At 71.3% G+C, this 26,824-nt stretch carries 22 protein-coding genes; 17 read left to right on the top strand and 5 right to left on the bottom strand.

All coding sequences use genetic code 11. The features are described from left to right. Positions 1-9 precede the first annotated feature (9 nt). From tsf to rlmN, 5 genes are all read left to right on the top strand, one after another. Positions 10-849, top strand: a complete 840-nt coding sequence (gene tsf / locus ACFVHI_RS18515; protein ID WP_063347667.1) for a translation elongation factor Ts — start codon at positions 10-12, stop codon at positions 847-849. Positions 850-1,110: 261 nt separating this feature from the next. Beyond that, positions 1,111-1,875, top strand: coding sequence for a UMP kinase (gene pyrH / locus ACFVHI_RS18510; RefSeq protein WP_380340604.1), 765 nt, complete (start codon positions 1,111-1,113; stop codon positions 1,873-1,875). Between the two features lie 98 nt (positions 1,876-1,973). Continuing rightward, a complete protein-coding gene (gene frr / locus ACFVHI_RS18505; protein ID WP_063347665.1) occupies positions 1,974-2,531 on the top strand; it encodes a ribosome recycling factor in 558 nt (185 codons plus the stop codon). Next, complete coding sequence (locus ACFVHI_RS18500) at positions 2,531-4,009, top strand: phosphatidate cytidylyltransferase (RefSeq protein WP_380340600.1); 1,479 nt, start codon at positions 2,531-2,533, stop codon at positions 4,007-4,009. Before frr ends, ACFVHI_RS18500 begins: the two co-directional genes overlap by 1 nt. 133 nt (positions 4,010-4,142) lie before the next feature. Next, on the top strand, positions 4,143-5,243 hold the full coding sequence (gene rlmN / locus ACFVHI_RS18495; protein WP_063347664.1) for a 23S rRNA (adenine(2503)-C(2))-methyltransferase RlmN: 1,101 nt from the start codon (positions 4,143-4,145) through the stop codon (positions 5,241-5,243). Between the two features lie 62 nt (positions 5,244-5,305). Here rlmN and ACFVHI_RS18490 read toward each other — a convergent pair whose 3' ends face one another. The 4 genes from ACFVHI_RS18490 to ACFVHI_RS18475 form a co-directional block, all read right to left on the bottom strand. Next, positions 5,306-6,463: a hypothetical protein gene (locus ACFVHI_RS18490; protein WP_063347663.1), complete on the bottom strand. Its 1,158-nt coding sequence runs from the start codon at positions 6,461-6,463 to the stop codon at positions 5,306-5,308. Between the two features lie 27 nt (positions 6,464-6,490). Beyond that, entirely contained in the window at positions 6,491-7,246 is a 756-nt protein-coding gene (locus ACFVHI_RS18485) for an ABC transporter ATP-binding protein (protein WP_063347662.1), read from the bottom strand. 212 nt (positions 7,247-7,458) lie between these two features. After that, positions 7,459-8,853 (bottom strand): aspartate aminotransferase family protein, encoded by a 1,395-nt coding sequence (locus tag ACFVHI_RS18480; RefSeq protein WP_063347661.1) that lies wholly within the window; start codon positions 8,851-8,853, stop codon positions 7,459-7,461. After that, positions 8,850-9,323, bottom strand: coding sequence for an Lrp/AsnC family transcriptional regulator (locus tag ACFVHI_RS18475; protein WP_030243538.1), 474 nt, complete (start codon positions 9,321-9,323; stop codon positions 8,850-8,852). The genes ACFVHI_RS18480 and ACFVHI_RS18475 overlap by 4 nt, the downstream gene beginning before the upstream one ends. Positions 9,324-9,624: 301 nt before the next feature. Between ACFVHI_RS18475 and ACFVHI_RS18470 the strand changes: the two genes are divergently transcribed. From ACFVHI_RS18470 to ACFVHI_RS18460, 3 genes are all read left to right on the top strand, one after another. Next, complete coding sequence (locus tag ACFVHI_RS18470; protein WP_380340595.1) at positions 9,625-11,070, top strand: gamma-aminobutyraldehyde dehydrogenase; 1,446 nt, start codon at positions 9,625-9,627, stop codon at positions 11,068-11,070. A 221-nt stretch (positions 11,071-11,291) separates the two neighbouring features. After that, a complete protein-coding gene (locus ACFVHI_RS18465; RefSeq protein ID WP_380340592.1) occupies positions 11,292-12,650 on the top strand; it encodes an aspartate aminotransferase family protein in 1,359 nt (452 codons plus the stop codon). A gap of 68 nt (positions 12,651-12,718) precedes the next feature. Further along, complete coding sequence (locus ACFVHI_RS18460) at positions 12,719-13,918, top strand: spermidine/putrescine ABC transporter substrate-binding protein (RefSeq protein WP_380340589.1); 1,200 nt, start codon at positions 12,719-12,721, stop codon at positions 13,916-13,918. Positions 13,919-13,985: 67 nt separating this feature from the next. Here the strand turns inward: ACFVHI_RS18460 and ACFVHI_RS18455 are convergent, their stop codons facing one another. Continuing rightward, a complete protein-coding gene (locus tag ACFVHI_RS18455; protein ID WP_380340586.1) occupies positions 13,986-15,641 on the bottom strand; it encodes a PucR family transcriptional regulator in 1,656 nt (551 codons plus the stop codon). 356 nt (positions 15,642-15,997) lie between these two features. Between ACFVHI_RS18455 and ACFVHI_RS18450 the strand changes: the two genes are divergently transcribed. The 9 genes from ACFVHI_RS18450 to ACFVHI_RS18410 all read left to right on the top strand — a co-directional run bounded on the left by ACFVHI_RS18450 (position 15,998) and on the right by ACFVHI_RS18410 (position 26,545). Then, positions 15,998-17,509, top strand: a complete 1,512-nt coding sequence (locus ACFVHI_RS18450) for a gamma-aminobutyraldehyde dehydrogenase (protein ID WP_063347656.1) — start codon at positions 15,998-16,000, stop codon at positions 17,507-17,509. A 67-nt stretch (positions 17,510-17,576) separates the two neighbouring features. After that, on the top strand, positions 17,577-18,827 hold the full coding sequence (locus ACFVHI_RS18445; RefSeq protein ID WP_380340582.1) for a spermidine/putrescine ABC transporter substrate-binding protein: 1,251 nt from the start codon (positions 17,577-17,579) through the stop codon (positions 18,825-18,827). A 48-nt stretch (positions 18,828-18,875) separates the two neighbouring features. Continuing rightward, on the top strand, positions 18,876-20,018 hold the full coding sequence (locus ACFVHI_RS18440) for an ABC transporter ATP-binding protein (protein ID WP_380340579.1): 1,143 nt from the start codon (positions 18,876-18,878) through the stop codon (positions 20,016-20,018). Beyond that, positions 20,015-20,944: an ABC transporter permease gene (locus ACFVHI_RS18435; protein ID WP_063347653.1), complete on the top strand. Its 930-nt coding sequence runs from the start codon at positions 20,015-20,017 to the stop codon at positions 20,942-20,944. The genes ACFVHI_RS18440 and ACFVHI_RS18435 overlap by 4 nt, the downstream gene beginning before the upstream one ends. Then, complete coding sequence (locus ACFVHI_RS18430; protein WP_063347652.1) at positions 20,944-21,747, top strand: ABC transporter permease; 804 nt, start codon at positions 20,944-20,946, stop codon at positions 21,745-21,747. Before ACFVHI_RS18435 ends, ACFVHI_RS18430 begins: the two co-directional genes overlap by 1 nt. A 63-nt stretch (positions 21,748-21,810) precedes the next feature. After that, on the top strand, positions 21,811-23,205 hold the full coding sequence (locus ACFVHI_RS18425) for an FAD-binding oxidoreductase (protein ID WP_063347651.1): 1,395 nt from the start codon (positions 21,811-21,813) through the stop codon (positions 23,203-23,205). 181 nt (positions 23,206-23,386) lie between these two features. Beyond that, entirely contained in the window at positions 23,387-23,818 is a 432-nt protein-coding gene (locus ACFVHI_RS18420) for a hypothetical protein (protein ID WP_063347650.1), read from the top strand. 71 nt (positions 23,819-23,889) lie between these two features. After that, positions 23,890-24,702: a hypothetical protein gene (locus tag ACFVHI_RS18415; protein WP_380340573.1), complete on the top strand. Its 813-nt coding sequence runs from the start codon at positions 23,890-23,892 to the stop codon at positions 24,700-24,702. 319 nt (positions 24,703-25,021) lie between these two features. Beyond that, positions 25,022-26,545, top strand: a complete 1,524-nt coding sequence (locus tag ACFVHI_RS18410; protein ID WP_350882849.1) for a CoA-acylating methylmalonate-semialdehyde dehydrogenase — start codon at positions 25,022-25,024, stop codon at positions 26,543-26,545. Positions 26,546-26,824: the final 279 nt, after the last annotated feature.

The raw sequence follows: 26,824 nt of genomic DNA, 5'->3' as shown, positions 1-26,824 counted from the left end.
ATTCACACCATGGCGAACTTCACCGCCGCGGACGTCAAGAAGCTCCGTGAGCTCACCGGCGCCGGCATGATGGACTGCAAGAAGGCCCTGGACGAGGCCGAGGGCAACGTCGAGAAGGCCGTCGAGCTCCTGCGCATCAAGGGCCAGAAGGGCGTTGCCAAGCGCGAGGGCCGTGACGCCTCCAACGGCGCCGTCGCCGCGCTGATCGCCGAGGACAAGAAGTCCGGCGTTCTGGTCGAGCTGAACTGCGAGACCGACTTCGTCGCCAAGGGTGACAACTTCGTCAAGGTCGCCGACGCGATCGCGGCTCACGTGGCCAAGACCGCCCCGGCCGACCTGGATGCCGCCCTGGCGTCCGAGATCGAGGCCGGCAAGACCGTCCAGCAGTTCGTCGACGAGGCCAACGCGACCCTGGGCGAGAAGATCGTCTTCCGTCGCTTCGCCCAGTTCGACGGTGACGGCTTCGTCGCGGTCTACCTGCACAAGACCAGCCCCGACCTGCCGCCGGCCGTCGGCGTCCTGGTCGAGCTGGACAAGGAGAACGCCGAGGTCGCGAAGGACGTCGCGCAGCACATCGCCGCGTTCGCGCCGAAGTTCCTGTCCCGCGAGGAGATCCCGGCCGAGGACCTCGAGAACGAGCGCCGCGTCGCCGAGGCCACCGCGCGTGAGGAGGGCAAGCCCGAGGCTGCCCTGCCGAAGATCGTCGAGGGTCGCGTCACCGGCTTCGTCAAGGAGAACTCCGTCCTGGAGCAGGCCTTCGCGAAGGACAACAAGAAGACCGTCGCCAAGGTCCTCGAGGAGAACGGCGTCGCCCTCAAGCGCTTCGCCCGCTTCCGCGTCGGCGCCTGAGCCACGTTCCACCTGGTCCCCGGCACCCTTACGCTGGGAACCGCCCCCGCCCGTTGACCAGGGCGGGCGGAACGCCGAACGGGCTCACCCAGTGCCAACCGTCCACGGGCGGGCCGCGTCGGCACCATGAACGACGAGGAGGCCATTGCCGTGCAGGACACCGAACCGGTTCCCGCGGCAGTGGCCTCCTCTCGCGTACGCGCAGGCCGGGCATCCGCACACCCGCGCCTGTGAGCCAGTAGGTGCAAAAAGGAGAAGTCCATGCAGGAGACGCAGGAGACCGCGCAGGACCCCAAGGTCGGCTCGCGCCGCCGGGTGCTGCTCAAGCTGTCCGGTGAAGCCTTTGCCGGTGGTGGCGGACTCGGCGTCGACCCGGACGTCGTGCACGCGATCGCCCGGGAGATCGCCACCGTCGTCCGTGCCGGTACCGAGGTCGCGGTGGTCATCGGCGGCGGCAACTTCTTCCGGGGCGCCGAGCTGCAGGTCCGCGGCATGGACCGGGCGCGCTCCGACTACATGGGCATGCTCGGCACCGTGATGAACTGCCTGGCGCTGCAGGACTTCCTGGTCAAGGAAGGCATCGAGACCCGGGTCCAGACCGCGATCACCATGGGCCAGGTCGCCGAACCGTACCTGCCGCTGCGGGCCGTCCGGCACCTGGAGAAGGGCCGTGTGGTGATCTTCGGCGCCGGTATGGGCATGCCGTACTTCTCGACCGACACCACCGCCGTCCAGCGGGCCCTGGAGATCCACGCCGACGTCCTGCTGATGGGCAAGAACGGCGTGGACGGTGTCTACGACTCGGACCCCCGGACCAACCCGGACGCGGTGAAGTTCGACGCGCTGGAGTACTCCGAGGTCATCACGCGCGACCTCAAGGTCGCCGACCTCACCGCGATCACGCTGTGCAAGGACAACAACCTCCCGATGCTGGTCTTCGAGCTGCTGGCGGAGGGCAATATCGCGCGCGCGGTGAAGAGTGAGAAGATCGGCACACTCATCAGCCAGGATTCTGTCCGGGCCTGAGCAGCAATCAGCCGTACGGGACGGCGCCGTCGCCGTGACCGGCCTCGACGCCGACACCGGTCGGGACAATCGCAGATGAACCGGACAGGGAGATCACAGTGATCGAAGAGACCCTCCTCGAAGCCGAGGAGAAGATGGAGAAGGCCGTCGCCGTCGCCAAGGACGACTTCGCCGCCATCCGCACCGGCCGTGCCCACCCGGCGATGTTCGCCAAGATCGTCGCCGAGTACTACGGCACCGTGACGCCGATCAACCAGCTGGCCTCGTTCTCGGTGCCGGAGCCCCGGATGGCGGTCGTCTCGCCGTTCGACAAGACCGCGCTGAAGGCGATCGAGCAGGCGATCCGCGACTCCGACCTGGGCGTCAACCCGTCCAACGACGGCTCCCTCATCCGGGTGGTGCTGCCCGAGCTGACCGAGGAGCGCCGCCGGGAGTTCATCAAGGTGGCCCGGGGCAAGGGCGAGGACGCGAAGGTCTCGATCCGCGCGGTGCGCCGCAAGGCCAAGGACGCCATCGACAAGCTGGTCAAGGACGGCGAGGTCGGCGAGGACGACGGCCGCCGCGCCGAGAAGGAGCTCGACGACACCACGGCCAAGTACGTGGCCGCCGTCGACGAGCTGCTGAAGCACAAGGAAGCCGAGCTGCTCGAAGTCTGATGAACGACGCCCCTGACGCCCCTGGCTACTGGGGCCCGTCCGACCAACAGTTCCAGCCCTACCGCCCGGCGCCGCAGCCCCGGCCGCAGGCTCCTCTGCAGCAGGCGCACCCGGCGCCGGGGTACGGCGAGTACCCGGCGCCGCCGCAGGCCCAGGGCTACCCCGGTCACCCGGGCGGCCGGGTGGCCCACCCGGGTGCGCCGGGCGGCGCGCCGGGTGGCCCCGGCCACCGTTCGGATCACTCGCAGCAGCCTCCGGTGTACTGGGGCGGCGACGCGGAGGAGACTCAGGTCATGCCTCCCGTACCGGCGGGCCCCGGCCCGTTCCCCGGCGTGCCGGACCAGGGCCCGCCGGCGGGCCCCGGTCGGCCGGGTGACCCCGCCGCCGGTCAGTCCCGGGAGGCCGGTCGGCTGAGCGGCCCGCTGTTCCGGGACGACCGGTCCGAGGCGGCGGTGCCGGGTGTGACGGAGACGGTCGTGCTGCGCGCGATAACCGATGACGCCACCCCCGGCCGCGGCGCCCCGCCGCGCCCCGGGGCCCCGGTGCCTCCCGCGCCGCCGTCGACCTACCCGGCGGCCGGGCAGCCCCACTTCGTGCCGTCGTCCCATCCAGGGCAGGAGACACCCGTGGCCGCCCAGTCCGCCCCGCAGCCGCAGCCGCGCAAGCAGCGCGGTGGCCGTAACCTCCAGGCCGCGATAGGCGTGGGGGTCGGTCTCGGTGTGGTGATCATCGCCTCGCTGTTCGTGGTGAAGGCGCTGTTCCTGTTCGTCGTGATGGCCGCGGTGTCGGTCGGTATCTGGGAGCTGACCAGCCGGCTCGCCGAGCGCAAGCAGATCAAGGCGCCGCTGGTGCCGCTGGTCGCAGGCGGCATCGCCATGATCGCCACCGGCTACTGGGCCGGGGTGCAGTGGGCCGCGGCCTCGCTCGCGCTGACCGGGCTGGCGGTGATGGTCTGGCGGATGGCCGAGCCGCCGGAGGACTACCTGCGGGACATAACGGCCGGGGTGTTCACCGCCTTCTACGTGCCGTTCCTGGCCACCTTCGTGGCGTTGATGCTGGCGGCCGACGACGGCCCCCAGCGGATCGTGCTGTTCCTGATCGTCACGATCTGCAGCGACACGGGCGCCTACGCCGTGGGCTACAAGTTCGGCAAGACCAAGCTCGCCCCGACGATCAGCCCCGGCAAGACCCGTGAGGGCCTGGCCGGCGGCATCGGCCTGTCGATGCTGGCGGGCGCCGTGCTGATGGAGCTGATCATCGACGGCGGCAGCTGGTGGCAGGGTCTGATCCTGGGCGGCTGCGCGGCGGTCACCGCGACCCTGGGCGACCTGGGCGAGTCGATGATCAAGCGAGACCTCGGCATCAAGGACATGGGCACGCTGCTGCCCGGCCACGGCGGCATCATGGACCGGCTGGACTCGCTCCTGCCGACCGCCCCGGTGGTCTGGCTGCTGCTGGCGGCCTTCGTCGGCAGCTAGGGCCTTGTCCGGCCGTAGGACGCCTCAGGGCCTGTCCTCCGGCCGCGAGTGGTGGAAGGGCCCCGGACGCCTGCGCGTCCGGGGCCCTCGCACGTCCTGGCCTGCTCCCGGCGTCTGCGACACTGGATGAACCATGCCTAAGCCCGGAGAACTCACCTTTGTCGCGCCGCGCGGCGCCAAGCCCCCGCGACACCTCGCCGACCTGAGCCCCGCCGAGCGCAAGGAGGCCGTCGCTGAGCTGGGCGAGCAGCCGTTCCGCGCCAAGCAGCTCTCCAACCACTACTTCGGCCGGATGTCGAACGACCCGGAGGGCTGGACGGACATCCCCGCCGCCAGCCGGGAGAAGCTCACCGGGAGCCTGCTGCCGGAGCTGATGTCGGTCGTGCGGCACGTGTCCTGCGACGACGACACCACCCGCAAGACGCTCTGGAAGCTCTTCGACGGCACGCTCGTCGAGTCGGTGCTGATGCGCTACCCGGACCGGGTCACCATGTGCATCAGCTCGCAGGCGGGCTGCGGCATGAACTGCCCCTTCTGCGCGACCGGCCAGGCCGGGCTGACCCGCAACCTGTCCACCGCCGAGATCGTCGAGCAGATCGCCGCGGGGATGCGCGCGCTCAAGGCCGGCGAGATCCCCGGTGGCGAGGCGCGGCTGTCGAACGTGGTCTTCATGGGCATGGGCGAGCCGCTGGCCAACTACAACCGGGTGCTGGCCGCGATCCGCCGGCTGACCGACCCGGCGCCGGATGGTTTCGGCCTGTCCCAGCGCGGTGTCACGGTGTCGACCGTCGGCCTGGTCCCGGCGATGAACCGGCTGGCCGACGAGGGCCTCAGCTGCCGCCTGGCGCTGTCGCTGCACGCCCCGGACGACGAGCTGCGCGACGAGCTGGTGCCGGTGAACACCCGCTGGAAGGTCGCCGAGGTGCTGGACGCCGCGTGGAACTACGCGGAGAAGTCCGGCCGGCGGATCTCCATCGAGTACGCGCTGATCAAGGACATCAACGACCAGGCGTGGCGGGCGGACCTGCTCGGCCGACTGATCAAGAACCACCGGGTGCACGTCAACCTGATCCCGCTGAACCCGACGCCGGGCTCCAAGTGGACCGCCTCCCGGCCCGAGGACGAGCGCGAGTTCGTCCGTCGGCTCCAGTCGCACGGGGTGCCGACGACCGTCCGCGACACCCGGGGCCAGGAGATCGACGGCGCCTGCGGTCAGCTCGCCGCGGCGGGCTGAGCCGGCGGGCCAACGCAAACCGGCAGGTCAGCGACAGCGGCAGGTCAGCGCAAGCCGCAAGGTCAGCGCAGGCCGGCGGCCGCCAGTGCGGCGGTCGCTCCGCCGGTCACCAGCAGCGTGGTGCCCACCGCCAGGGTGCGCAGCGCGACCGCGCCGAACAGCAGCCGGGGCGAGGTGCCGAGGCGCAGCAGCACGTCGGTGACGTCCCGGCGGTCGGTGCGGACCTCGGCCAGCCGGGTGACCACGGCGGCGGCCGCGCAGCCGAGCACCAGGCAGGCCTCGACGGCGGGCAGCGCGTCGGCGCTGTCGGGCGTGCCGATCCAGTAGCGGATGGTGGTGAGCACCAGCGCGAGGGCGAGGGTGAGCACGGCCAGCGGCGGGCCGAGGCGGCGGGCCTGGGCGGTGAGTCCGCGGCCGGCCAGCAGCCGTAGCGGGGTGGGTCGGCCGAGCGCGAGCAGCCGCCCGGTCCAGGACAGCAACGGGCCGGTGAGCAGGGCGAGTCCGACCGCGCTGGCGGCCCAGCCGCCGAGTGCGGCGGTGCTGGTGCTGCCGAGCCCGGCGGGCAGGTGGATCGGCCGGCCGTCGGCGGCGGCGCCGGGCCGCAGGGCGATGAGTTCGAGGGCGAGGCCGATCACGGCGAGCCCGACGGGCAGGGCGACCCGCAGGGCGCCGAAGCCGGTGCCGCCGCGGGTGCGGGTGCGGCCGCCGGGCAGGTACTCGGTGGGCGGGACGGCGCAGGCGGCGGCGATCCCGGCGGTGAGCGGGACCAGGGCGAGCAGGGCGACCGGCGCGACGGCCGGCAGCGGTACGCCCATGCCGAGGTCGGGGGCGAGCGCGGGCCCGGCGATGTCGTTGCGCAGGACCAGGAAGACCAGCAGGGTGAGCACGCTGCCGAGGGTGCAGGCGAGCACGACCTCACCGGCGATCAGGGTGCGGATCCGGCCGGAGCCGGCTCCGGCGGCGCGCAGGCCGGTGATCCGTTCGGGCCGCTGGGCGGGTACGGCGCGGGCGGCGACGGCCGCGAACCAGGCGACGGCGGCGAGCGGGGGCAGGCACCAGAGCAGTCGCACCAGCGCGTCCTCGCCGCCGAGCGGGTCGCTCATGGCCCGGCCGAGGGAGCGCAGCAGGAAGGCGGAGACCACGGCGGCGGCCAGCACGGTGAGCAGCCAGCGGCCGAGGTCGGGCACCCGGTAGCCCCGGGCCAGACGGAGATAGAACACGTCGACTCTTTCAGCGGCTCGGCGTCGTCAGCGGCGGGTGCCCGAGACGGCGGACGCGCCGGCCGCCCCCGGGACGGCGTGCCCGCGCGGGACGGGGGCGGCGGGGGCGGTGAGCCGTCCGTCGACGAGGGCGACGGCGCGGTCCGCGAACCGGACGAGCTCGGGGTCGTGAGTGGCCAGGACGAGGGTGAGCTGGTGCGACCGGGCCGCGCTGGTCAGTATCCGCAGGACCTGGTCGGCGGCCTCGCGGTGGAGCGGGGCGGTGGGGTCGTCGGCGAAGACGACGGGCGGCAGCGGGGCGAGGGCGCGGGCGACGGCGATCCGCTGGCGCTGGCTCTGGAGCAGCCGGTCGGGGCGCTGCCGGGCGACCTCGCCGACGTCGAGGCGTTCCAGCCATTCGTCGGCGGCGGTGTAGGCGGCCTTGTTGCCGGCGCCGGCGAGCAGCAGCGGCAGGGCGACGTTCTCCCGGGCGGTCAGTTCGGGCACCAGGTGGGGTTCGGAGCCGACGAAGCCGAAGCGGTCGCGGCGCAGCCGTTCGCGCCCGGCCCGGCCGAGGGTGTGGACGGGCGCGCTGTTGAACCAGACCTCGCCCTCGTCGACGGGGAGGAGGGCGGAGAGGCAGCCGAGGAGGGTGCTCTTGCCGGAGCCGCGCGGGCCGGTGACGGCGAGCACTTCGCCCTCGCGGACGCCGATCGAGATGCCCCGCAGGGCGGGGGTGCCGTGATGGGACTTGACGATCCCCCGGGCCCACAGCACGTCGTTGTCAGGCGGTGCCGCTGACATGAGGTTCCATCCTGGGTGGCCGCAGGGATATGACAGTCGTCAGATTAGAACGACTGGGGCCTGGTGCGGTTGCGGCGCTCTGGTCCATCGCGGGCAAATCACCCGCAATCAGGCATGTTTGATCGGCCGGCAGCGCCGGAAAAACGCCGAAGGGCGGTCCCGGGGGAGTGGGACCGCCCTTCGGCGGAGGGTGGGGAAGGAGGATCAGGGGGTCAGATCTTCGCCCACGCGTCGGTGAGGCTGGTCCGCAGGATCTGCTCGATCTCGTCGAAGGTCGACTGGTTGGAGATCAGCGGCGGGGCCAGCTGGATGACCGGGTCGCCACGGTCGTCGGCGCGGCAGTACAGGCCGTTGTCGAAGAGGGCCTTCGACAGGAAGCCGTAGAGGACGCGCTCGACCTCGTCGTCGTTGAACGACTCCTTGGTGACCTTGTCCTTCACGAGCTCGATGCCGTAGAAGTACCCGTTGCCGCGGACGTCGCCGACGATCGGCAGGTCGCGCAGCTTGTTCAGGGTGCCCAGGAACGCGGCCTCGTTGTCGAGGACGTGCTGGTTCAGGCCCTCGCGCTCGAAGATGTCGAGGTTGGCCAGCGCCACCGCGGAGGAGACCGGGTGGCCGCCGAAGGTGTAGCCGTGCAGGAAGGTGTTGTCGCCCTTGTAGAACGGCTCGGCGAGGCGGTCCGAGATGATCGTGGCGCCGATCGGGGAGTAGCCCGAGGTCATGCCCTTGGCGCAGGTGATCATGTCGGGCTGGTAGCCGAACTTGTCGGCGCCGAACATGGTGCCCAGGCGGCCGAAGGCGCAGATGACCTCGTCCGAGACCAGCAGCACGTCGTGGCGGTCGCAGATCTCGCGCAGGCGCTGGAAGTACCCGGGCGGCGGCGGGAAGCAGCCACCGGCGTTCTGCACCGGCTCGACGAAGACGGCGGCGACGGTCTCGGCGCCCTCGTTGAGGATGGCCACCTCGATCTCGTCGGCGCACCAGCGGCCGTAGGCCTCGGGGTCGACCGTGCCGTCCGGGCCTTCGAGGAAGGCGGGGGCGCGGTAGATGTTGGTGTTCGGGGCCTTGTGGGTGCCCGGCACCAGCGGCTCGAACGGGGCCTTCAGGCCCGGCAGGCCGGTGATCGACAGGGCGCCCTGCGGGGTGCCGTGGTAGGCGACGGCGCGCGAGATGACCTTGTACTTGGTCGGCTTGCCGGTCAGCTTGAAGTACTGCTTGGCGAGCTTCCAGGCGGTCTCGACGGCCTCGCCGCCACCGGTGGAGAAGAAGACCTTGTTCAGGTCGCCCGGGGCGTAGTTGGCCAGGCGCTCGGCCAGCTCGACGGCCTTCGGGTGGGCGTAGCTCCACACCGGGAAGAAGGCGAGCTCCTTGGCCTGCTTGGCGGCGGCCTCGGCCAGCTCCTCGCGGCCGTGGCCGGCCTGGACGACGAACAGGCCGGCGAGGCCGTCGAGGTACTTGCGTCCCTTGTCGTCCCAGACGTAGGTGCCTTCGCCCTTGACGATCGTCGGCACGGGGGAGTTCTCGTACGACGACATGCGGGTGAAGTGCATCCACAGGTGGTCGTAGGCGGTCTTGGAAAGGTCCTTCTGCGCCGGGTCGGCTGTCATCGGGTGCCCCAGGTGTAGGTCTGTTTCCGGAGCTTCAGGTAGACGAAGCTCTCGGTGCTCCGCACGCCGGGAAGCGCGCGGATGCGCTTGTTGATCAGTTCGAGCAGGTGCTCGTCGTCCTCGCAGACCAGTTCGGCCAGGAGGTCGAACGAGCCTGCGGTGCAGACGACGTAGTCGACCTCGTCGAGGGCGGCCAGCGCGTCGGCGACGGGCTCGATGTCGCCCTCGACCCGGATGCCGACCATCGCCTGGCGGGTGAAGCCGACGGTGAGCGGGTCCGTGACGGCGACGATCTGCATCACGCCCTGGTCGAGCAGCTTCTGGACGCGCTGGCGCACGGCCGCCTCGGACAGGCCGACGGCCTTGCCGATGGCGGCGTACGGGCGGCGTCCGTCCTCCTGGAGCTGCTCGATGATCGCCTTGGAGGCGGCATCGAGGGGAACGCTCGCGTTCCGGTCGCGGTTGGCCACGCCGCCACTGTGCCTGATCGTTCCCCTGTTCGCAAGCGAGGAATCTGCTGATTTCGTCGCGATCTTGGAATCCGCGTACGGATTTCATCGCCTACATGCACTGCACCTGTCGATACCGGCAGTCATGCGGCTACCCTGGCACGGTACGCGCGCAGCCCCGCAGCGCAGCGCGCGTTCCCCCAAACCAGTGGACCGCGCCGTCCAGGGCCCGGCCACCCGACACCCTTCGTGCGCCGGACCCGCCGACGTACCATGGCGCCGGAAACTGCAACGCCGCAGGCCCAGACCGAGGAGAGACCCCGTGAGCGACCTTCGCACGCTGCGCAACTACATCAACGGTGAGTTCGTCGACGCGGCGGACGGCCGCACGCTCGACATCGTCGACCCCACCACCGGTGAGGCCTACGCGACGTCCCCGCTGTCCGGTGCCTCCGATGTGGACGCCGCGATGGCCTCGGCCGCCGCCGCCTTCCCGATCTGGCGCGACGCCACCCCGAGCACCCGCCAGAAGCTGCTGCTCAAGATCGCCGACGCGGTCGAGGCCCGGGCCGACGAGCTCGTCGAGGCGGAGGTCCGCAACACGGGCAAGCCGCGCGGGCTGACCCTCTCGGAGGAGATCGGTCCGATGGTGGACCAGATCCGCTTCTTCGCCGGTGCCGCCCGCATGCTGGAGGGCAAGGCCGCCGGGGAGTACATGGACGGGATGACCTCGATCGTCCGCCGCGAGCCGGTCGGCGTCTGTGCCCAGGTCGCGCCGTGGAACTACCCGATGATGATGGCCGTCTGGAAGTTCGCCCCGGCCATCGCCGCGGGCAACACCGTCGTCCTGAAGCCCTCGGACACCACCCCGGCCTCCACCGTCCTGCTCGCCGAGATCATCGGCGGCGTCCTCAAGGACCTGGAGCTGCCGGCCGGCGTCTTCAACGTGATCTGCGGCGACCGCGAGTCCGGCCGGCTGATGGTCGAGCACAAGACCCCGGCGATGGCCTCCATCACCGGTTCGGTCCGGGCCGGCATCCAGGTCGCCGAGTCCGCCTCCAAGGACGTCAAGCGCGTCCACCTGGAGCTGGGCGGCAAGGCCCCGGTCGTGGTCTTCGAGGACGCCGACATCGCCGAGGCCGTCGAGGGCATCTCGGTCGCGGGCTACTTCAACGCCGGCCAGGACTGCACCGCCGCCACCCGCGTGCTGGTGCACGAGTCGATCCACGACGCCTTCGTCGAGGCGCTGGCCAAGGCCGCGGCCGAGACCAAGACCGGCGGCGTGGACGACGAGGACGTGCTGTACGGCCCGCTGAACAACGCCAACCAGCTGAAGCAGGTGGCCGGCTTCATCGAGCGGCTGCCCACCCACGCCAAGATCGAGGCCGGTGGCCACCAGGTCGGCGAGAAGGGCTACTTCTACGCCCCGACCGTCGTCTCCGGCCTGCGGCAGGACGACGAGATCATCCAGAACGAGGTCTTCGGCCCGGTCATCACCGTGCAGAAGTTCACCGACGAGGACCAGGCCGTCGACTACGCCAACGGCGTCGACTTCGCGCTGGCCTCCTCGGTGTGGACCAAGGACCACGCCCGCGCCATGCGGATGTCGCGCCGCCTGGACTTCGGCTGCGTCTGGATCAACACCCACATCCCGCTGGTCGCCGAGATGCCGCACGGCGGCTTCAAGAAGTCCGGCTACGGCAAGGACCTCTCCGCGTACGGCTTCGAGGACTACACCCGGGTGAAGCACGTCATGACCGCGATCTAGCGGGTCGTGACGGTTGAGCGCTGTATGACCGCGATCTAGCGGGTCGTGACGGTCGGGCGCTGTATGACCGCGATCTGATCGCACGTCCATCGTGTGAACGGACAATGGGCCCGGGTCCTTTCGACCCGGGCCCGGCGTCTTTGCATCCTGTCGGCCGTTCGCGTGACCGGCTGACAAGATGAAACTGCACTTCGGGGCCGCGACTCCCTAGCCTTACCGGCATGAGCATCCCCACCGCTGACTCAGCCGCCGGCCAGGCGGTCAAGGCCGCCGACCGCGCGCACGTCTTCCACTCGTGGTCCGCCCAGGCGCTGATCGACCCCCTCGCGGTGGCCGGCGCCGAGGGCTCGTACTTCTGGGACTACGACGGCAACCGCTACCTCGACTTCTCCTCGCAGCTGGTCAACACCAACATCGGCCACCAGCACCCGAAGGTGGTCGCCGCGATCCAGGAGCAGGCGGCGAAGCTCTGCACCATCGCCCCCGGCTTCGCGGTCGAGGCGCGCAGCGAGGCCGCCCGGCTGATCGCCGAGCGCACCCCCGGTGACCTCGACAAGATCTTCTTCACCAACGGCGGCGCCGAGGCGGTCGAGAACGCCGTCCGGCTGGCCCGGCTGCACACCGGCCGGCAGAAGGTCATGTCCGCCTACCGCTCGTACCACGGCGCCACCGCCAACGCGATCGCCCTCACCGGCGACCCGCGGCGCTGGGCCAACGAGACCGGCGTCTCCGGCGTGGTGCACTTCTGGGGCCCGTACGCCTACCGCTCCAACTTCCACGCCGAGAACGAGGCGCAGGAGTGCGAGCGTGTGCTGGAGCACCTGGAGCAGGTGATCGCCTTCGAGGGCCCCGGGACGATCGCGGCGATCATCCTGGAGACCGTGGTCGGTACCGCGGGCATCCTGATCCCGCCGGCGGGCTACCTGGCCGGGGTGCGGGAGATCTGCGACCGCTTCGGCATCGTGTTCATCCTCGACGAGGTGATGGCCGGCTTCGGCCGCACCGGCGAGTGGTTCGCCGCCGACCACTGGGGCGTCACCCCGGACCTGCTGACCTTCGCCAAGGGCGTCAACTCGGGCTACGTCCCGCTGGGCGGCGTGGCGATCAGCGCCGAGATCGCCGCCACCTTCGCCGAGCGGGCGTTCCCGGGCGGGCTCACCTACTCCGGCCACCCGCTGGCCTGCGCCTCGGCCGTCGCCACCATCACCGCCATGGCGGAGGAGGGCATCGTCGAGAACGCCAAGCACATCGGCGAGACCGTGCTCGGCCCCGGCCTGCGGGAGCTGGCCGAGCGGCACCCCTCGATCGGCGAGGTCCGCGGCCTCGGCGTGTTCTGGGCGCTCGACCTGGTGAAGGACCGCGGGACCCGCGAGCCGCTGGTCCCGTACAACGCGGCCGGCCCCGCCAACGCGCCGATGGCCGAGCTGGCCGCCGCCTGCAAGCAGCGCGGGCTCTGGCCGTTCGTCAACATGAACCGCCTCCACGTCGTCCCGCCGTGCACCGTCACCGAGGAGGAGGCCAAGACCGGTCTCGCGGTGCTCGACGAGGTGCTGTCGCTCGCCGACGCGCACACCGTCTGACGTACCGACCGGACGGCCCCGGGTGTCGCGCACGCCCGGGGCCGTCCCACGCTCCGGAGGCCTTCCCCATGCCCAGCAGCACCACCCCGACCCGCCCCCACAACTCCCGTACGATCCGCCGGCGTTCGGCGCTCGGCGGGGCCGCGCTGCTCGGCGCCGGCACGCTGACCGGCTGCGGCATCCCGTCCGCGTACGTCGCCGAGGACCGCCGCTCGGTCCAGGACCGCTCGGACCGCGAGCAGCGGCTCGCCTTCTCCAACTGGACCCAGTACATCGACACCGACGACCAGGGCCACCGGCCGACCCTGGACGCCTTCACCGAGCGGACCGGCATCGCGGTCACCTACACCGAGGACATCAACGACAACGACGAGTTCTTCGGAAAGATCAGCCCGGTGCTCACCCAGGGCGCCGACCCCGGCCGGGACCTCATGGTGGTCAGCGACTGGATGGCCGGCCGGTACGTCTCGCTCGGCTGGGTGCAGGCCATGGACCGGGCCAACCTGCCCAACGTCACTGCCAACCTGGACCCGCAGCTCGCCGACCCGGCCTTCGACCCCGGGCGCCGGCGCAGCGTGCCCTGGCAGTCCGGGATCACCGGCATCGCGTACAACCGCAAGGCGCTCGGCCGGGAGCTGAAGTCGACCGCGGACCTCTGGGCGCCCGATCTCAAGGGCCGGGTCACCCTGTTCGCCGGGCTGGACGAGGCGCTCGGGCTGCTGATGCTCGCCCAGGGTGCGGACGTCTCCCGGTTCGGCGAGGACGACGCGCACCGGGCGATGGACACCGTGCAGAAGATGGTCGACACCGGCCACATCCGCCGCTTCACCGGCAACGACTACACCAGCGACCTCGCCTCCGGTGCCGCCGTCGCCTGCCAGGCCTACTCCGGCGACGCCGTCCAACTGACCGCCCAGAACCCGGACATCGAGTTCGTGGTGCCGCAGGAGGGCGGCGAACTGTGGGCGGAGAGCCTGATGATCCCCAACCGGGCCCGGCACAAGCGCAACGCCGAGCTGCTGATCGACCACTACTACCAGCCCGAGGTGGCCGCCGAACTCGCCGCGTTCGTCCAGTACATCTGCCCGGTGCCAGCCGCCCGCGAGGTGCTGGCGGCCAGCGGCGACAAGGACAAGGCCGAACTGGCGGAGAACCCGCTGCTCTTCCCGACCGACGAGATGCGCGCCCGGCTGCACACCATGCGCGACGTCACCTCGGCGGAGCGGCCCGAACTGCACAAGGTCTGGGGGCGCATCACCGGCGTGTAGGCCACCGGCGGTCAGCGGTCAGCGGTCAGCGGTCAGCGGTCAGTGGTCAGTGGTCGGCGGTCGGCGGTCAGCGGCGGACGGCGTCCAGGGCGAGCAGCGCCACGTGCAGGGAGAGGCAGGACTCCACCTGGTCGAGGTCGACGCCGAGGATCCGCTCGACCTTGTGCAGGCGGTCGTAGAAGGACGGCCGGGACAGGTGCGCGGCGTCGGCCGCCGCCGACTTGTTCCGGCCCTGCTCCAGGTAGATCCGCAGCATCTGCACCAACTGGCCGTTGTGCTCGGCGTCGTGGGCCAGCAGCGGGCCCAGCTCCCGCTCCACGTAGGTCTGCAGCCGGGCGTCGTCGCGCAGCAGGTGGAGCAGGCCGCGCAGCCGGACGTCCGGCAGCCGGTAGTACGAGGCGGCCCGGCCGCCGGGCGCGTCGTGCAGGGCCGCGTCGGCGACCTGGGTGGCCTCCAGCAGGGTGCGCCGGGCGTCCCGGACGGAGCCGACCGAGGAGCCGACCGCGACCACCGGGGCGGGTGCGGCGGCGTCGTCGTCCCGGCCGGCCTCGGCCGACATCCGGCGCAGCGTGGCCGAGAAGGCGTCCAGGGCGGCGTGCTCGTCCTGCTGGGTGCCGAGCGTGATCAGCACGCCGACGCCCTCGTCGTCCAGCGCGCCGACCAGGGCGGAGAGCCGGCAGGCCCGGACGGCTCCCGCGGCGAGCTCGGTGAAGTCGCGCAGCCGGGCCTGCGCCTCCAGGGCGGCCGGGATCGGGCCGCGCCGCTGCCGCAGCACCACTCCGACCAGCCGGCGGCCCTCCAGCGGGACGCCGAGCGCCTGGGCGCGCAGGGCCACCTCGGAGACGGTCAGCGCGTGGGTGAGGATGCCGGACAGCAGGGTGCGGTGGGTCTGCCGCTCCAGGCTCTCCCGGTCGCGCACCACCAGCCGGTTGAGCGCCAGGGCGGAGGCGCCGCGTTCCAGCAGCATGGTGTGCGGGTGGGCCTCGTTCTCGGGCAGCGGGCCCGGATCCTGCACCAGCACCAGCCGGCCCCAGTCCTGGCCGCGGGCGCCGACCGTGGTCACCAGCCAGCCGCTGCGCGGGTCGTGCCCGGTGCGGCCGGGCGGGCGGACCCCGCGGGAGCGGCGCTCCCAGTCCTCCAGCAGTTCGACCTCCGGGCGGCCGGCGGTGTCGTGGGCGAGCACCTGGTGCGCGAGGTTCTCCAGGACGACCGGCGCGCCCGCCATCCGGGCCACCTGGCGGATCACCTCGGGCGGCTCGGCGCCCTCCACCACCAGCTCGTTGAACACCTGGTGGACGGCCTCGGAGACGCGCAGCTGCTCCAGCTGGGCGTTGACCACCAGCGCGTGCACGGCCTCGGTGACGGCGACGAAGCGCAGCTCGCGGCGGAGCGTGATCAGTGGCAGGCCGCGCTGTTCGGCGGCGTGCACCAGGGCGCGGGGCAGCGAGTCGAAGTAGCGCCGGCCGTACTCGACGACCAGTCCGGCGACCCCCACCTCGTCCAGTTCGCGGACGTAGCGGGCCAGGCCCTCGCGGTCGTCGGGCAGCGCGATGCCGGTGGTGAGCACCAGTTCGCCGCCCTGGAGCATCCCGGCGACGTCGGGCAGTTCGCTCACGTGGACCCAGCGGACCGGCCGCTCCAGGTGGTCGGCGCCGGCGACGACCTGGGGCAGGCCGCGCCGCATCACCTCCAGGTCGAGCACGCGGGCGACGGTGGGGAGCATCGCGGGCCTCCAGGGCCTTGAGGGACCAGAGTGTCAGGTAAATCATCCATCGCGGCGACGACCTGTCGCCCTCGGTGAACCCTTGCACCCTGTAAGGCCCTACCCACCGAGGTTGTCGGAGTGACCCTTGTCACGCCGGGGCGGCACCGGGCATGGTCAGCGGGTCGGCTGTGGCGAAAAACAGACCTCACGCCGGAATCCATCGCGTTGCCGGAATGCAACAGCGGAATCCCTTGCCCGGAGTCCGCCGGACTGCCAGGATCGCGCAACCCCGGTGATCAGCCGGTCGGATTCCCCCACCGCACAACCGTGAGAATCGCCGTGGCAGTCGACCCACCGGCACTTGGAGGAACCAGATGGACCTGACCGACTTCGGCGCGGGCGCGCAGTACATCGCGGGCCGTCAGACCCGGGGGAGCGGCGAGCCCTTCCAGGTCGTCAACCCCGCGGACGGCAGCGTGGTCGAGCAGGTCGCCCTGGCCACCACCGGCGAGGTCGACGCGGCCGTGGCCGCCGCGAAGGCGGCCCTGCCCGGCTGGTCCCGCGCCACCCCCGGCGCCCGCTCCGAGGCGCTGACCGCACTGGCCGCCGTCCTGACCTCGGCGAGCGCCGACCTCGCCCGGGTGGAGACCGCGCAGACCGGCAAGCCGGTCAAGCTGGCCACCGAGTTCGACGTCCCCGGCACCATCGACAACGTGGCGTTCTTCGCCGGCGCCGCCCGCAACCTGGAGGGCAAGGCGGCCGGCGAGTACTCCGGCGACCACACCTCCTACGTGCGCCGCGAGGCGATCGGCGTGGTCGGCTCGATCTCGCCGTGGAACTACCCGCTGCAGATGGCCGCCTGGAAGGTCCTGCCGGCGATCGCGGCGGGCAACACCATCGTGCTCAAGCCGTCCGAGCTGACCCCGCTCACCTCGCTGATGTTCGCCCGGGCCTGCACCGAGGCGGGCATCCCCGACGGCGTGGTCAACGTGGTCACCGGCGCCGGACGCACCACCGGCGAGCACCTGGTCGCGCACCCGGACGTCGCCATGGTGTCCTTCACCGGCTCCACCCCGGTCGGCCGCAGGGTCGCCGAACTCGCCACCGCGAGCGTCAAGCGCACCCACCTGGAGCTCGGCGGCAAGGCCCCGTTCGTGGTCTTCGACGACGCCGACCTCGACGCCGCCGTGCACGGCGCGGTCGCCGCCTCGCTGATCAACGGCGGCCAGGACTGCACCGCCGCCACCCGCGCGTACGTCCAGCGCCCGCTGTACGACGCGTTCGTGGCCGGCGTGGCCGAGCTGTACGCCGCGATCCGGATCGGCGACCCGCTCAACCCGCACACCGACCTCGGCCCGCTGGTCTCGTACACCCACCGGGACCGGGTGGCCGGCTTCGTCGAACGCGCCCGCTCCTACGCCACCGTGGTCACCGGCGGCCGCGCGCCGGAGAAGGGCCACGACGGCACCGACCTCACCCGCGGCGCGTACTACGCGCCCACCCTGATCACCGGCGCCGCCCAGGACAGCGAGGTGGTCCAGGGCGAGATCTTCGGCCCGGTGCTCGTCGTGCTGCCCTTCGACACCGACGACGAGGGCCTGCGGCTGGCCAACGACACCCCCTACGGCCTGGCCGCCTCCGCCTGGACGGGCAACGTGCACCGCTCGCTGCGCGCCACCCGGGAGATCGCGGCCGGGTGCGTCTGGGTCAACGACCACATCCCGATCATCAGCGAGATGCCGCACGGCGGCTACAAGGCGTCCGGCTACGGCAAGGACATGTCCCAGTACTCGCTGGACGAGTACACCCAGGTCAAGCACGTCATGTTCGACACCACCGCGGTGGCCCGCAAGGACTGGCACCGCACCGTCTTCGGAGACAGATAACCCCTGCCCAGGGGCGCCGCCCCCAGGGCGCCCCGATTCGACCTCTTACCCCCAGGAGGCCCGTTCCATGGCGTTCAACGAGTTCACCGACGGTCTGCCCGAACCGGTCCGCAAGGCCTGGGAACGCAGCCTGACCAGCGGCCGGGCCGCGATCGGCCGCCGCACCCTGCTGCGGGCCGCCGCGCTGACCGCCGGTGCGGGCACGCTGGCCGCCTGCGGGATCCCGGCGGCCAGGACCGTCGGCGGCGACTCGACCGCCAACGCCGCCAAGGACCTCTCGGACACCGAGAAGGTGGTCAACTTCTCCAACTGGCCGCTGTACATCGACACCGACGAGAAGGACAAGGAGAAGCACGGCACCCTGGACGCCTTCACCGCGGCCACCGGCGTCAAGGTCAGGTACAACGAGGACGTCAACGACAACGTCGAGTTCTTCGGCAAGGTCAAGCCGCAGCTCGCGGCCGGCCAGGACACCGGCCGCGACCTGATGGTCCTCACCGACTGGATGGCCGCCCGGATGATCCGGCTCGGCTGGGCGCAGAAGCTCAACCCGGCGAACGTCACCACCGCGATCACCACCATCGACTCCCGCTTCCGCGCCCCCGACTGGGACCCGGGCCGGCTGTACTCCTACCCGTGGGCCGGCATCCAGGTCGTCATCGCCTACAACAAGAAGGCGACCAAGGGGAAGGAGGTCACCAGCGTCTCCCAACTGCTGGACGACCCCGACCTCAAGGGCCGGGTCACCTTCCTCTCCGAGATGCGCGACAGCATCGGGATCACCCTGCTGGACCTGGGCAAGGACCCGGCGAAGTTCACCGCCGACGACTACGACGCCGCCGTCGCCCGGCTGCAGAAGGGCGTCGACAGCAAGCAGATCCGCCGTTTCACCGGCAACGACTACGGCCAGGAGCTGTCCTCCGGCGACATCGCGGCCTGCGTCGCCTGGGGCGGTGACCTGATCCAACTGCGCGCCGACAACCCGGACATCGAGTTCGTCATCCCGGAGAAGGGCTACGTCTCCTCGACGGACAACATGCTGATCCCGGCCCGGGCGCAGCACAAGGCGAACGCGGAAAAGCTGATCGACTTCTACTATCAGCCGAAGATCGCGGCGCAGCTGGTCGCGGGCATCGGCTTCGTCTCCGCCGTCACCGGGATGAAGGACGAACTCGGCGCCCTCGCCCCGGACAGCGCGGCCAACCCGCTGGTCGTACCCACCCCCGAGATGGCGGCCAAGTCGCACGTGTTCCGCACTCTCACCGAGACCGAGGAGAGCGACTTCGAGCAGAAGTTCTCCAAGCTCATCGGCGCCTGACCCCCCCACGCGCGGCCCACTCCCGGCAGAGAACCCAGGAAGACACCCATGACAGACCAGCAGCGCGACGCGGCCGCCGGCGGCGACGTCCGCCTCACCGGCATCGGCAAGACCTACGGCGCCTTCACCGCCGTCCACCCGCTCGACCTCACCGTCCCGCAGGGCTCCTTCTTCGCCCTGCTCGGCGCCTCCGGCTGCGGCAAGACCACCACCCTGCGCATGATCGCCGGCCTGGAGGAGCCCACCAGCGGCACCGTCCTGATCGGCGGCCAGGACGTCACCGCCCTGCCCCCGTACAAGCGGCCGGTGAACACCGTCTTCCAGAGCTACGCGCTCTTCCCGCACCTCGACATCTTCGAGAACGTCGCCTTCGGCCTGCGCCGCCGCGGCCGCAAGGACGTCAAGAAGCAGGTCGAGGAGATGCTGGAGCTGGTCGAACTCGGCCAGTACGCCCGGCGCAAGCCGCACCAGCTCTCCGGCGGCCAGCAGCAGCGCGTCGCCGTCGCCCGCGCCCTGATCAACCACCCCCAGGTGCTGCTCCTCGACGAGCCGCTCGGCGCACTCGACCTCAAGCTCCGCCGCCAGATGCAGCTGGAGCTCAAGCGGATCCAGACCGAGGTCGGCATCACCTTCGTGCACGTCACCCACGACCAGGAGGAGGCCATGACGATGGCCGACACCATCGCGGTGATGAACGGCGGCCGGGTCGAGCAACTGGGCGCCCCCGCCGAGCTGTACGAGAACCCCGCCACCACCTTCGTGGCCAACTTCCTCGGCCAGTCCAACCTGCTGCCCGCCGAGGTCACCGGCACCGACGGCGGCGACCTGCTGCTCACCGCGGCCGGCGTCCGCCTCGCCGTGCCCAAGGCGCGCTGCGCCACCGAGGCCAGGCAGGTTCACCTGGGCGTGCGCCCGGAGAAGATCACCATCGCGCACGCCTCCGCCGAGGTCGCCGACGGCCGCAACCGGCTGGCCGGCACCGTCCTCGACTCCAGCTTCATCGGCGTCTCCACCCAGTACGTGGTGCGCACCGACGGCGGCCAGGAGGTCACCGTCTTCGAGCAGAACATGGAGCGCGACGCCCGGATCGTCCCCGGCGCGCCCGTCCTGCTGCACTGGAACCCGGCGCACTCCTTCGCCCTGGACGCCGCGCAGGCGATCGACGCGGGCACCGCGGAGGAGGCCGCATGACCACCACCACCCCGGCCGCTCCGTCACAGGTCATACCGCTCGCGGAACCGGCACGGAAGCCGAAGCGCAAGCTCACCGCGTACTGGCTGCTGCTGCCCGGCATCGCCTGGCTCGTCGTCTTCTTCGCCGTCCCGATGGTCTACCAGGCGTCCACCTCGCTGCAGACCGGCTCGCTCGAAGCGGGCTTCAAGGTCACCTGGCACCTCGCGACCTACTGGGACGCCCTGGTCGAGTACAAGTGGCACTTCGTCCGCTCGTTCTCCTACGCGGGCATCGCCACCGTGCTCTGCCTGGCCGTCGGCTACCCGCTCGCGTACACGATCGCCTTCAAGGCCGGCAAGCGCTGGCGCAACGTCATCCTGATCCTGGTCATCGCGCCGTTCTTCACCAGCTTCCTGATCCGCACGCTGGCCTGGAAGACCATCCTGTCCGACGGCGGGCCGGTGGTCGGGGTGCTCAACACCCTGCACGTCCTGGACGTCACCAACGCGCTCGGCCTCACCTCCGGCGACCGGGTGCTCGCCACGCCGCTCGCCGTGGTCTGCGGTCTCACCTACAACTTCCTGCCGTTCATGATCCTGCCGCTGTACACCTCGCTGGAGCGGATCGACCCCCGCCTGCACGAGGCGGCCGGCGACCTGTACGCCCGGCCGTTCACCACCTTCCGCAAGGTCACCTTCCCGATCTCGCTGCCCGGCGTGGTTGCCGGCACCCTGCTCACCTTCATCCCGGCTTCCGGCGACTACATCAACGCCCAGCTGCTGGGCTCGCCGAGCGAGCAGATGGTCGGCAACGGCATCCAGAAGCAGTTCCTGAACGTGCTCGACTACCCCACGGCTGCCGCACTGAGCTTCATCCTGATGGCCCTGATCCTGGGCATGGTGACGGTCTACATGCGCAAGGCCGGGACGGAGGAACTGGTCTGATGTCCCGGATTACCAAGTGGATACGCGCCCACCTGGTGGTGCTGGCCGGCGTGCTGGCCCTCGCCTACCTGGTGCTGCCCAACCTGGTCGTGCTCGCCTTCTCGTTCAACAAGCCGGTCGGCAAGTTCAACTACGAGTGGAACGAGTTCTCCACCGACGCCTGGACCAACCCCTGCGGCGTGGCCGACATGTGCCAGTCGCTCTCGCTCAGCCTGCAGATCGCGGTGCTCGCCACCATCGGCGCCACCGTGCTCGGCACCATGGTCGCCTTCGCGCTGGCCCGCTACCGCTTCCGCGGCCGCTCGGCCACCACCGCGATGATCTTCCTGCCGATGGCCATGCCCGAGGTGGTCATGGCCGCCTCGCTCGGGACCCTGTTCCTCAACATGCGCATCCCGTTCGGCTTCACCACCATCCTCATCGCGCACATCATGTTCTGCCTCAGCTTCGTGGTGACGGCCGTCAAGGCCCGCGTGATGAGCATGGACCCGAGGCTCGAACAGGCCGCCCAGGACCTCTACGCGACCCCCACCCAGACCTTCCTGCGGGTCACCCTGCCGCTGGCCGCCCCCGGCATCGCGGCGGGAGCGCTGCTCAGCTTCGCGCTCTCCTTCGACGACTTCATCATCACCCAGTTCAACTCGGGCCCGACCACGGTCACCTTCCCGATGTTCGTCTGGGGCGCGTCGCAGCGCGGCATCCCGGTACAGGTCAACGTCATCGGCACCGCGATGTTCATCGCCGCCGTCGCGCTGACCGTCGCCGGCCAGTGGCTGGGCAACCGCCGGAAGGCCACCGCCTGACGTACGGTCGGGTGTGGTGGCCGAACAAACCATCGCCTAAGTACAGAAAGTGGCTGATAATGCATGGACTCCGCCCGCGCACTCAGTGACGCCAGGCCCACCCCCTTCTGGCTGGAGGACCCGGGCCGGCCGGCGGCACTGCCCGCCCTGGTCGGCGACACCACCTGCGACCTGCTGGTCGTCGGCGGCGGCTACTCCGGCCTCTGGACCGCCCTCATCGCCAAGGAACGCGACCCCTCGCTGGACGTCGTGCTGGTCGAGGGCAACGAGGTCGGGTGGGCCGCGTCCGGGCGCAACGGCGGATTCTGCGCGGCCAGCCTCACCCACGGCTTCGGCAACGGCCTGCAACGCTGGCCCGCCGAACTCGCCCAGCTGGAACGCCTCGGTGCCGCCAACCTGGACGGCATCGAGGCCACCCTCAAGCGCTACGGCATCGACGCCGAGTGGGAGCGCACCGGCGAGATCGACGTCGCCACCCAGCCGCACCAGGTCGAGGAACTCCACGAGATCGCCGAGGCCGTCGCCCGGTACGGCTTCGACATCACCGTCCTGGACGCCGACGAGCTGCGCGCCGAGGTCGACTCGCCGACCTTCCTCGGCGGCCTCTGGGACAAGGAGGGCGTGGCGATGGTCCACCCCGCCAAGCTCGCCTGGGGCCTGCGGGACGCCTGCCTCGGCCAGGGCGTGCGGATCTTCGAGCACACCCGGGCCACCGACCTGCGGGAGTACGGCAGCGGCATGGCCGTCCGCACCCCGTACGGACGGGTCTTCGCCCGGCGCGTCGCACTCGGCACCAACGTGTTCCCGTCGCTGGTCAAGAGGGTCCGGCCGTACATCGTGCCGGTGTACGACTACGCGCTGATGACCGAGCCGCTCAGCGACGAGCAGCTCGCCGCGATCGGCTGGCGCGGCCGGCAGGGACTCGGCGACAGCGCCAACAAGTTCCACTACTTCCGGCTCTCCGCCGACAACCGGATCCTGTGGGGCGGCTACGACGCCGTCTACCACTACGGCGGCCACGTCCGGCACGAGTACGACCAGCGGCCGGAGACCTTCCGCACGCTGGCGAACCACTTCTTCCGCTGCTTCCCGCAGCTGGAGGGCCTGCGGTTCACCCACGCCTGGGGCGGCGCCATCGACACCTGCACCCGGTTCTCGGCGTTCTTCGACACCGCCTACCGGGGCAAGGTCGCGTACGCGGCCGGGTACACCGGGCTCGGCGTCGGCGCGACGCGCTTCGGCGCCGAGGTGATGCTCGACCTGCTGTCCGGCGAGCGCACCGAGCGCACCTCGCTGGACATGGTGCGCAGCAAGCCGCTGCCGTTCCCGCCCGAGCCGGTGCGCTGGGCCGGGATCGAGATCACCACCCGCTCGCTGGAGCGCGCGGACCGCAACGGCGGCCACCGCAACCTCTGGCTGCGCACGCTCGACCGCATGGGGCTCGGCTTCGACAGTTGACCTCGTTGTCCGTGAGCTGACCTCGCCATCCGTGTTATCCCTGCTATCCGTGCTATCCCTGCTATCCGTGTAAGAGAGACCCGCCGTCCGCCTCTCCTTGGTGACGGCGGGTCTCGGTCTCCCCGCCGCGTCCCGACCAGGACGACCCGACCGGAACCAGCGGCGAGAAGCGGGGACAGACATGGAGAGCACCGGACTGCACTGGCTCGCTCAGGTGGCAGCGGACCCGGAGGCCTTCCGGGAGCAATGGGAGCGCACCGGGCTGGGGCTGATGCTGCTACCGGCCGGCCGCCGCTGGGACGTCCTCTCCGTCCCCGGACGGCTCGGGCGCCCGGCCCTGGAGATCCTGGACCCTGGCTCCTGCGGCCCCGTCCTCACCGACTTCGGGGACGAACACGTCAGCTTCCTGGTCCCCGTCGGCACCGCCGCCCGCTGGATCGGGACGGGCGTGCGCAGCGCGGGGGAGGGCACCTGGATCGTCGTCCCGCACCCCGAGCGCCGCAGCCGCGGGGTGCGCTGGCTCGTCCCGCCCGACGGCTCCGGACGGCTCAACGACCCGGTGCTGCTGGAGCTCGCCCTGCACGAGGCCGCGGCCGGGCTCAGCGGCTGGTGATCCCCCGGTCCGGACTCCGGCCCCCGGCCGGCGGTGGCGCGCGGAGCGGGCGGTCGCGTCAGACTGGAAACGTGACCACCGCCCCGGACGCCGTCGACGCGCCCCTTCGACCGGGCCACACCCAGCTGCGCCTCGCCGCACTGGCGGCCCCCGTCTGCGACCGGTACGGGCTCGCCCTGGCCGGTGGGCACGCGCTGCGCGCCCACGGTGTCGCGGCCTGCCCGCAGGACGGACTCACCCTGGTGACCGGCGGGGCCGACCTGCCGGAGGTGGCCGCCGCGCTGGGCGAGGCCTACCGCGCGGCCGGCGGCGGGGTCGCCGAACGCCCGGGCACGCCGCGGCTGGAGCAGCTCACCGTCCGGCTCGCGCTCGGCGGGCGGTCGCACTCGGTGGAGCTGCGGAAGGAGCCGCTGGCCCACCGGCCGGTGCGCTTCGACCTCGCCGCGCCCCCGCCCGGCGAGCCGGCGGTGGCGCTGCCGGCGGCCCTGCCGGTGGCGCTGCCGGTCGTCCTGCCAGTTGTGCTGCCGGTCGTCGCCCTGGAGGACGCCGCCGCGCTCACCACCGCGCTGCTGGTGGACCGTGGCATGCCGCGGGACCTGGTCGACGTGCACGCCCTCACCGACTGCTACCGGGAGGGCGAACTCATCGCGCTGGCAGGCGAATTGGACGCGGACTTCCAGCCCGCGGCGCTCGCCGACCGGCTGGAGACGCTGGCCGAGGCGGCGGACGGCCGGTTCCGGGCCCGGGGTGTCGCGGCACGCGCGGTCGGCGGGCTGAAGCGGTGGGCGCTCGCCTGGGCCCAGGACCTGCGGCTGGACCTGCTGGAGACCCAGGAGGCGGCCGACGGTCTGCACGACCCGTACCTGGAGGACGAGGAGTCCTGAACGCGGGGTGGCGGCGCTTCGTCCTGGCGCGTTCGTCCTGCCGCGTTCGTCCTGGCGTGTTCGTCTTGCGGGGTCGTCTTTGCGGGTCCGGCTTCACACGTTCGTTCGTGCCCCCTCACGCATTCGGCCGAGCAACCGGACGACCTGTAAGGCTGAATCCGCGATCCCCGTCAGCCTGTTCGTTGAGGCCTGGCACGGCGGGCACCAGACTGGAGACGAACGCGGTAGCCCCGTGAATCCCGTCGCCCGGCCCACTCGCGGGCGGCGCCAGACAGGACCGGCGGCAGGACGCCGCCCGGGACTTCGGAGGCAGACGGACTTGAGCAAGCACATCACTCACTGGATCGGCGGCGAGCCCGTCGCCACCGCCGGCGCGGCGCCCCGCCGCGGTGACATCTTCGACCCGGCCACCGGCCAGGTCGCCGGCCAGGTCGACTTCGCCGGGATCGCCGAGGTCGACCAGGCCGTGGCCGCCGCCGCCTCGGCCTTCGCCGAGTGGCGCACCGCCTCGGTCGCCAAGCGCACCACCGTGCTGTTCGCCTTCCGCGAGCTGCTGAACGCCCGCCGCGACGAGCTGGCCGCGATCATCGTGTCCGAGCACGGCAAGGTCCACTCCGATGCGCTCGGCGAGATCGCCCGCGGCCTGGAGGTCGTCGAGTACGCCTGCGGCATCCCGCAGCTCGTCAAGGGCGGCTTCACCGAGCAGGCGTCCACCGGCGTCGACGTCTACTCGATCCGCCAGCCGCTCGGCCCGGTCGCGATCATCTCGCCGTTCAACTTCCCGGCCATGGTGCCGATGTGGTTCTTCCCGCTCGCCATCGCGGCCGGCAACACCGTCGTCCTGAAGCCCTCGGAGAAGGACCCGTCCGCCGCCAACTTCCTCGCCGGGCTGTGGAAGGAGGCAGGCCTGCCGGACGGCGTCTTCAACGTCGTGCACGGCGACAAGGCCGCCGTGGACCGCCTGCTGGAGCACCCGGACGTCAAGTCCGTCAGCTTCGTCGGCTCCACCCCGATCGCCCGCTACGTCTACGAGACCGGTACGCGCTACGGCAAGCGCGTGCAGGCCCTGGGCGGCGCCAAGAACCACATGCTGGTCCTGCCCGACGCCGACCTCGACCTGGCCGCCGACGCCGCCGTCAACGCGGGCTTCGGCGCGGCCGGCGAGCGCTGCATGGCCGTGTCCGTCCTGGTCGCGGTCGACCCGATCGGCGACGAGCTGGTCGACAAGATCAAGCAGCGGATCGCCACCCTGAAGGTCGGCCCCGGCTGCAACGGCGACTCCGAGATGGGCCCGCTGGTCACCGGCCAGCACCGCGACAAGGTCACCTCCTACGTCGAGTCCGGTGTCGCCGACGGCGCCGAGCTCGCCGTGGACGGCCGCAAGCACCCGGTCACCGCCGAGGACGAGAACGGCGCCCCGACCTCGGACGGCTTCTGGCTCGGCCCCACGCTGTTCGACCACGTGAAGCCGGGCATGTCCGTCTACAACGACGAGATCTTCGGCCCGATCCTCTCCGTCGTGCGCGTCGCCTCCTACGACGAGGGCCTGGCACTGATCAACGCCAACCCGTACGGCAACGGCACCGCCCTCTTCACCAACGACGGCGGCGCGGCCCGGCGCTTCCAGTTCGAGGTGGAGGTCGGCATGGTCGGCATCAACGTGCCGATCCCGGTCCCGGTCGCCTACTACTCCTTCGGCGGGTGGAAGGCCTCCCTGTTCGGCGACGCCCACGCGTACGGTCCGGACGGCGTGCAGTTCTTCACCCGCGGCAAGGCCGTGACCCAGCGCTGGCTGGACCCCTCGCACGGCGGCATCAACCTCGGGTTCCCCACCAACAGCTGATCCCCCCGCCCCGCGGTCGTGCCGGCCGGACCCCTCTCCCCGGGGTCCGGCCGGCCCTTTGCACCCCGTTTGCATCCGGTCGCGATCACGCGTAGAGTTCTTCGAGCTGCCTGGCTGGGAGCACCGGACACGCATCGGCGCGGACGGTCCCGGGGCGGCCAATCCTTTTGAAACACCATTTCCTGGTTCGGGCTGGGTCGCGTCTTGTCGCGGCTTGGTTCTTATTCGGTGTGCTCGTTTTATTGGATTGCGGCCGATTCGCTTTTCGGAGCGGGGATC

This window comes from Kitasatospora sp. NPDC127121 (assembly GCF_042677305.1).
Taxonomy (GTDB): Bacteria; Actinomycetota; Actinomycetes; order Streptomycetales; family Streptomycetaceae; genus Kitasatospora.
Note: the sequence above shows the minus strand (reverse complement) of the source record. Positions and strands in the feature narration are given on the sequence as shown.

Coding starts and splice junctions, on each gene's coding strand:
- tsf (WP_063347667.1), top strand. CDS start 10: ATGGCGAACTTCACCGCCGCGGACGTCAAGAAGCTCCGTGAGCTCACC.
- pyrH (WP_380340604.1), top strand. CDS start 1,111: ATGCAGGAGACGCAGGAGACCGCGCAGGACCCCAAGGTCGGCTCGCGC.
- ACFVHI_RS18500 (WP_380340600.1), top strand. CDS start 2,531: ATGAACGACGCCCCTGACGCCCCTGGCTACTGGGGCCCGTCCGACCAA.
- rlmN (WP_063347664.1), top strand. CDS start 4,143: ATGCCTAAGCCCGGAGAACTCACCTTTGTCGCGCCGCGCGGCGCCAAG.
- ACFVHI_RS18485 (WP_063347662.1), bottom strand. CDS start 7,246: ATGTCAGCGGCACCGCCTGACAACGACGTGCTGTGGGCCCGGGGGATC.
- ACFVHI_RS18480 (WP_063347661.1), bottom strand. CDS start 8,853: ATGACAGCCGACCCGGCGCAGAAGGACCTTTCCAAGACCGCCTACGAC.
- ACFVHI_RS18465 (WP_380340592.1), top strand. CDS start 11,292: ATGAGCATCCCCACCGCTGACTCAGCCGCCGGCCAGGCGGTCAAGGCC.
- ACFVHI_RS18460 (WP_380340589.1), top strand. CDS start 12,719: ATGCCCAGCAGCACCACCCCGACCCGCCCCCACAACTCCCGTACGATC.
- ACFVHI_RS18455 (WP_380340586.1), bottom strand. CDS start 15,641: ATGCTCCCCACCGTCGCCCGCGTGCTCGACCTGGAGGTGATGCGGCGC.
- ACFVHI_RS18450 (WP_063347656.1), top strand. CDS start 15,998: ATGGACCTGACCGACTTCGGCGCGGGCGCGCAGTACATCGCGGGCCGT.
- ACFVHI_RS18445 (WP_380340582.1), top strand. CDS start 17,577: ATGGCGTTCAACGAGTTCACCGACGGTCTGCCCGAACCGGTCCGCAAG.
- ACFVHI_RS18440 (WP_380340579.1), top strand. CDS start 18,876: ATGACAGACCAGCAGCGCGACGCGGCCGCCGGCGGCGACGTCCGCCTC.
- ACFVHI_RS18435 (WP_063347653.1), top strand. CDS start 20,015: ATGACCACCACCACCCCGGCCGCTCCGTCACAGGTCATACCGCTCGCG.
- ACFVHI_RS18430 (WP_063347652.1), top strand. CDS start 20,944: ATGTCCCGGATTACCAAGTGGATACGCGCCCACCTGGTGGTGCTGGCC.
- ACFVHI_RS18425 (WP_063347651.1), top strand. CDS start 21,811: ATGGACTCCGCCCGCGCACTCAGTGACGCCAGGCCCACCCCCTTCTGG.
- ACFVHI_RS18420 (WP_063347650.1), top strand. CDS start 23,387: ATGGAGAGCACCGGACTGCACTGGCTCGCTCAGGTGGCAGCGGACCCG.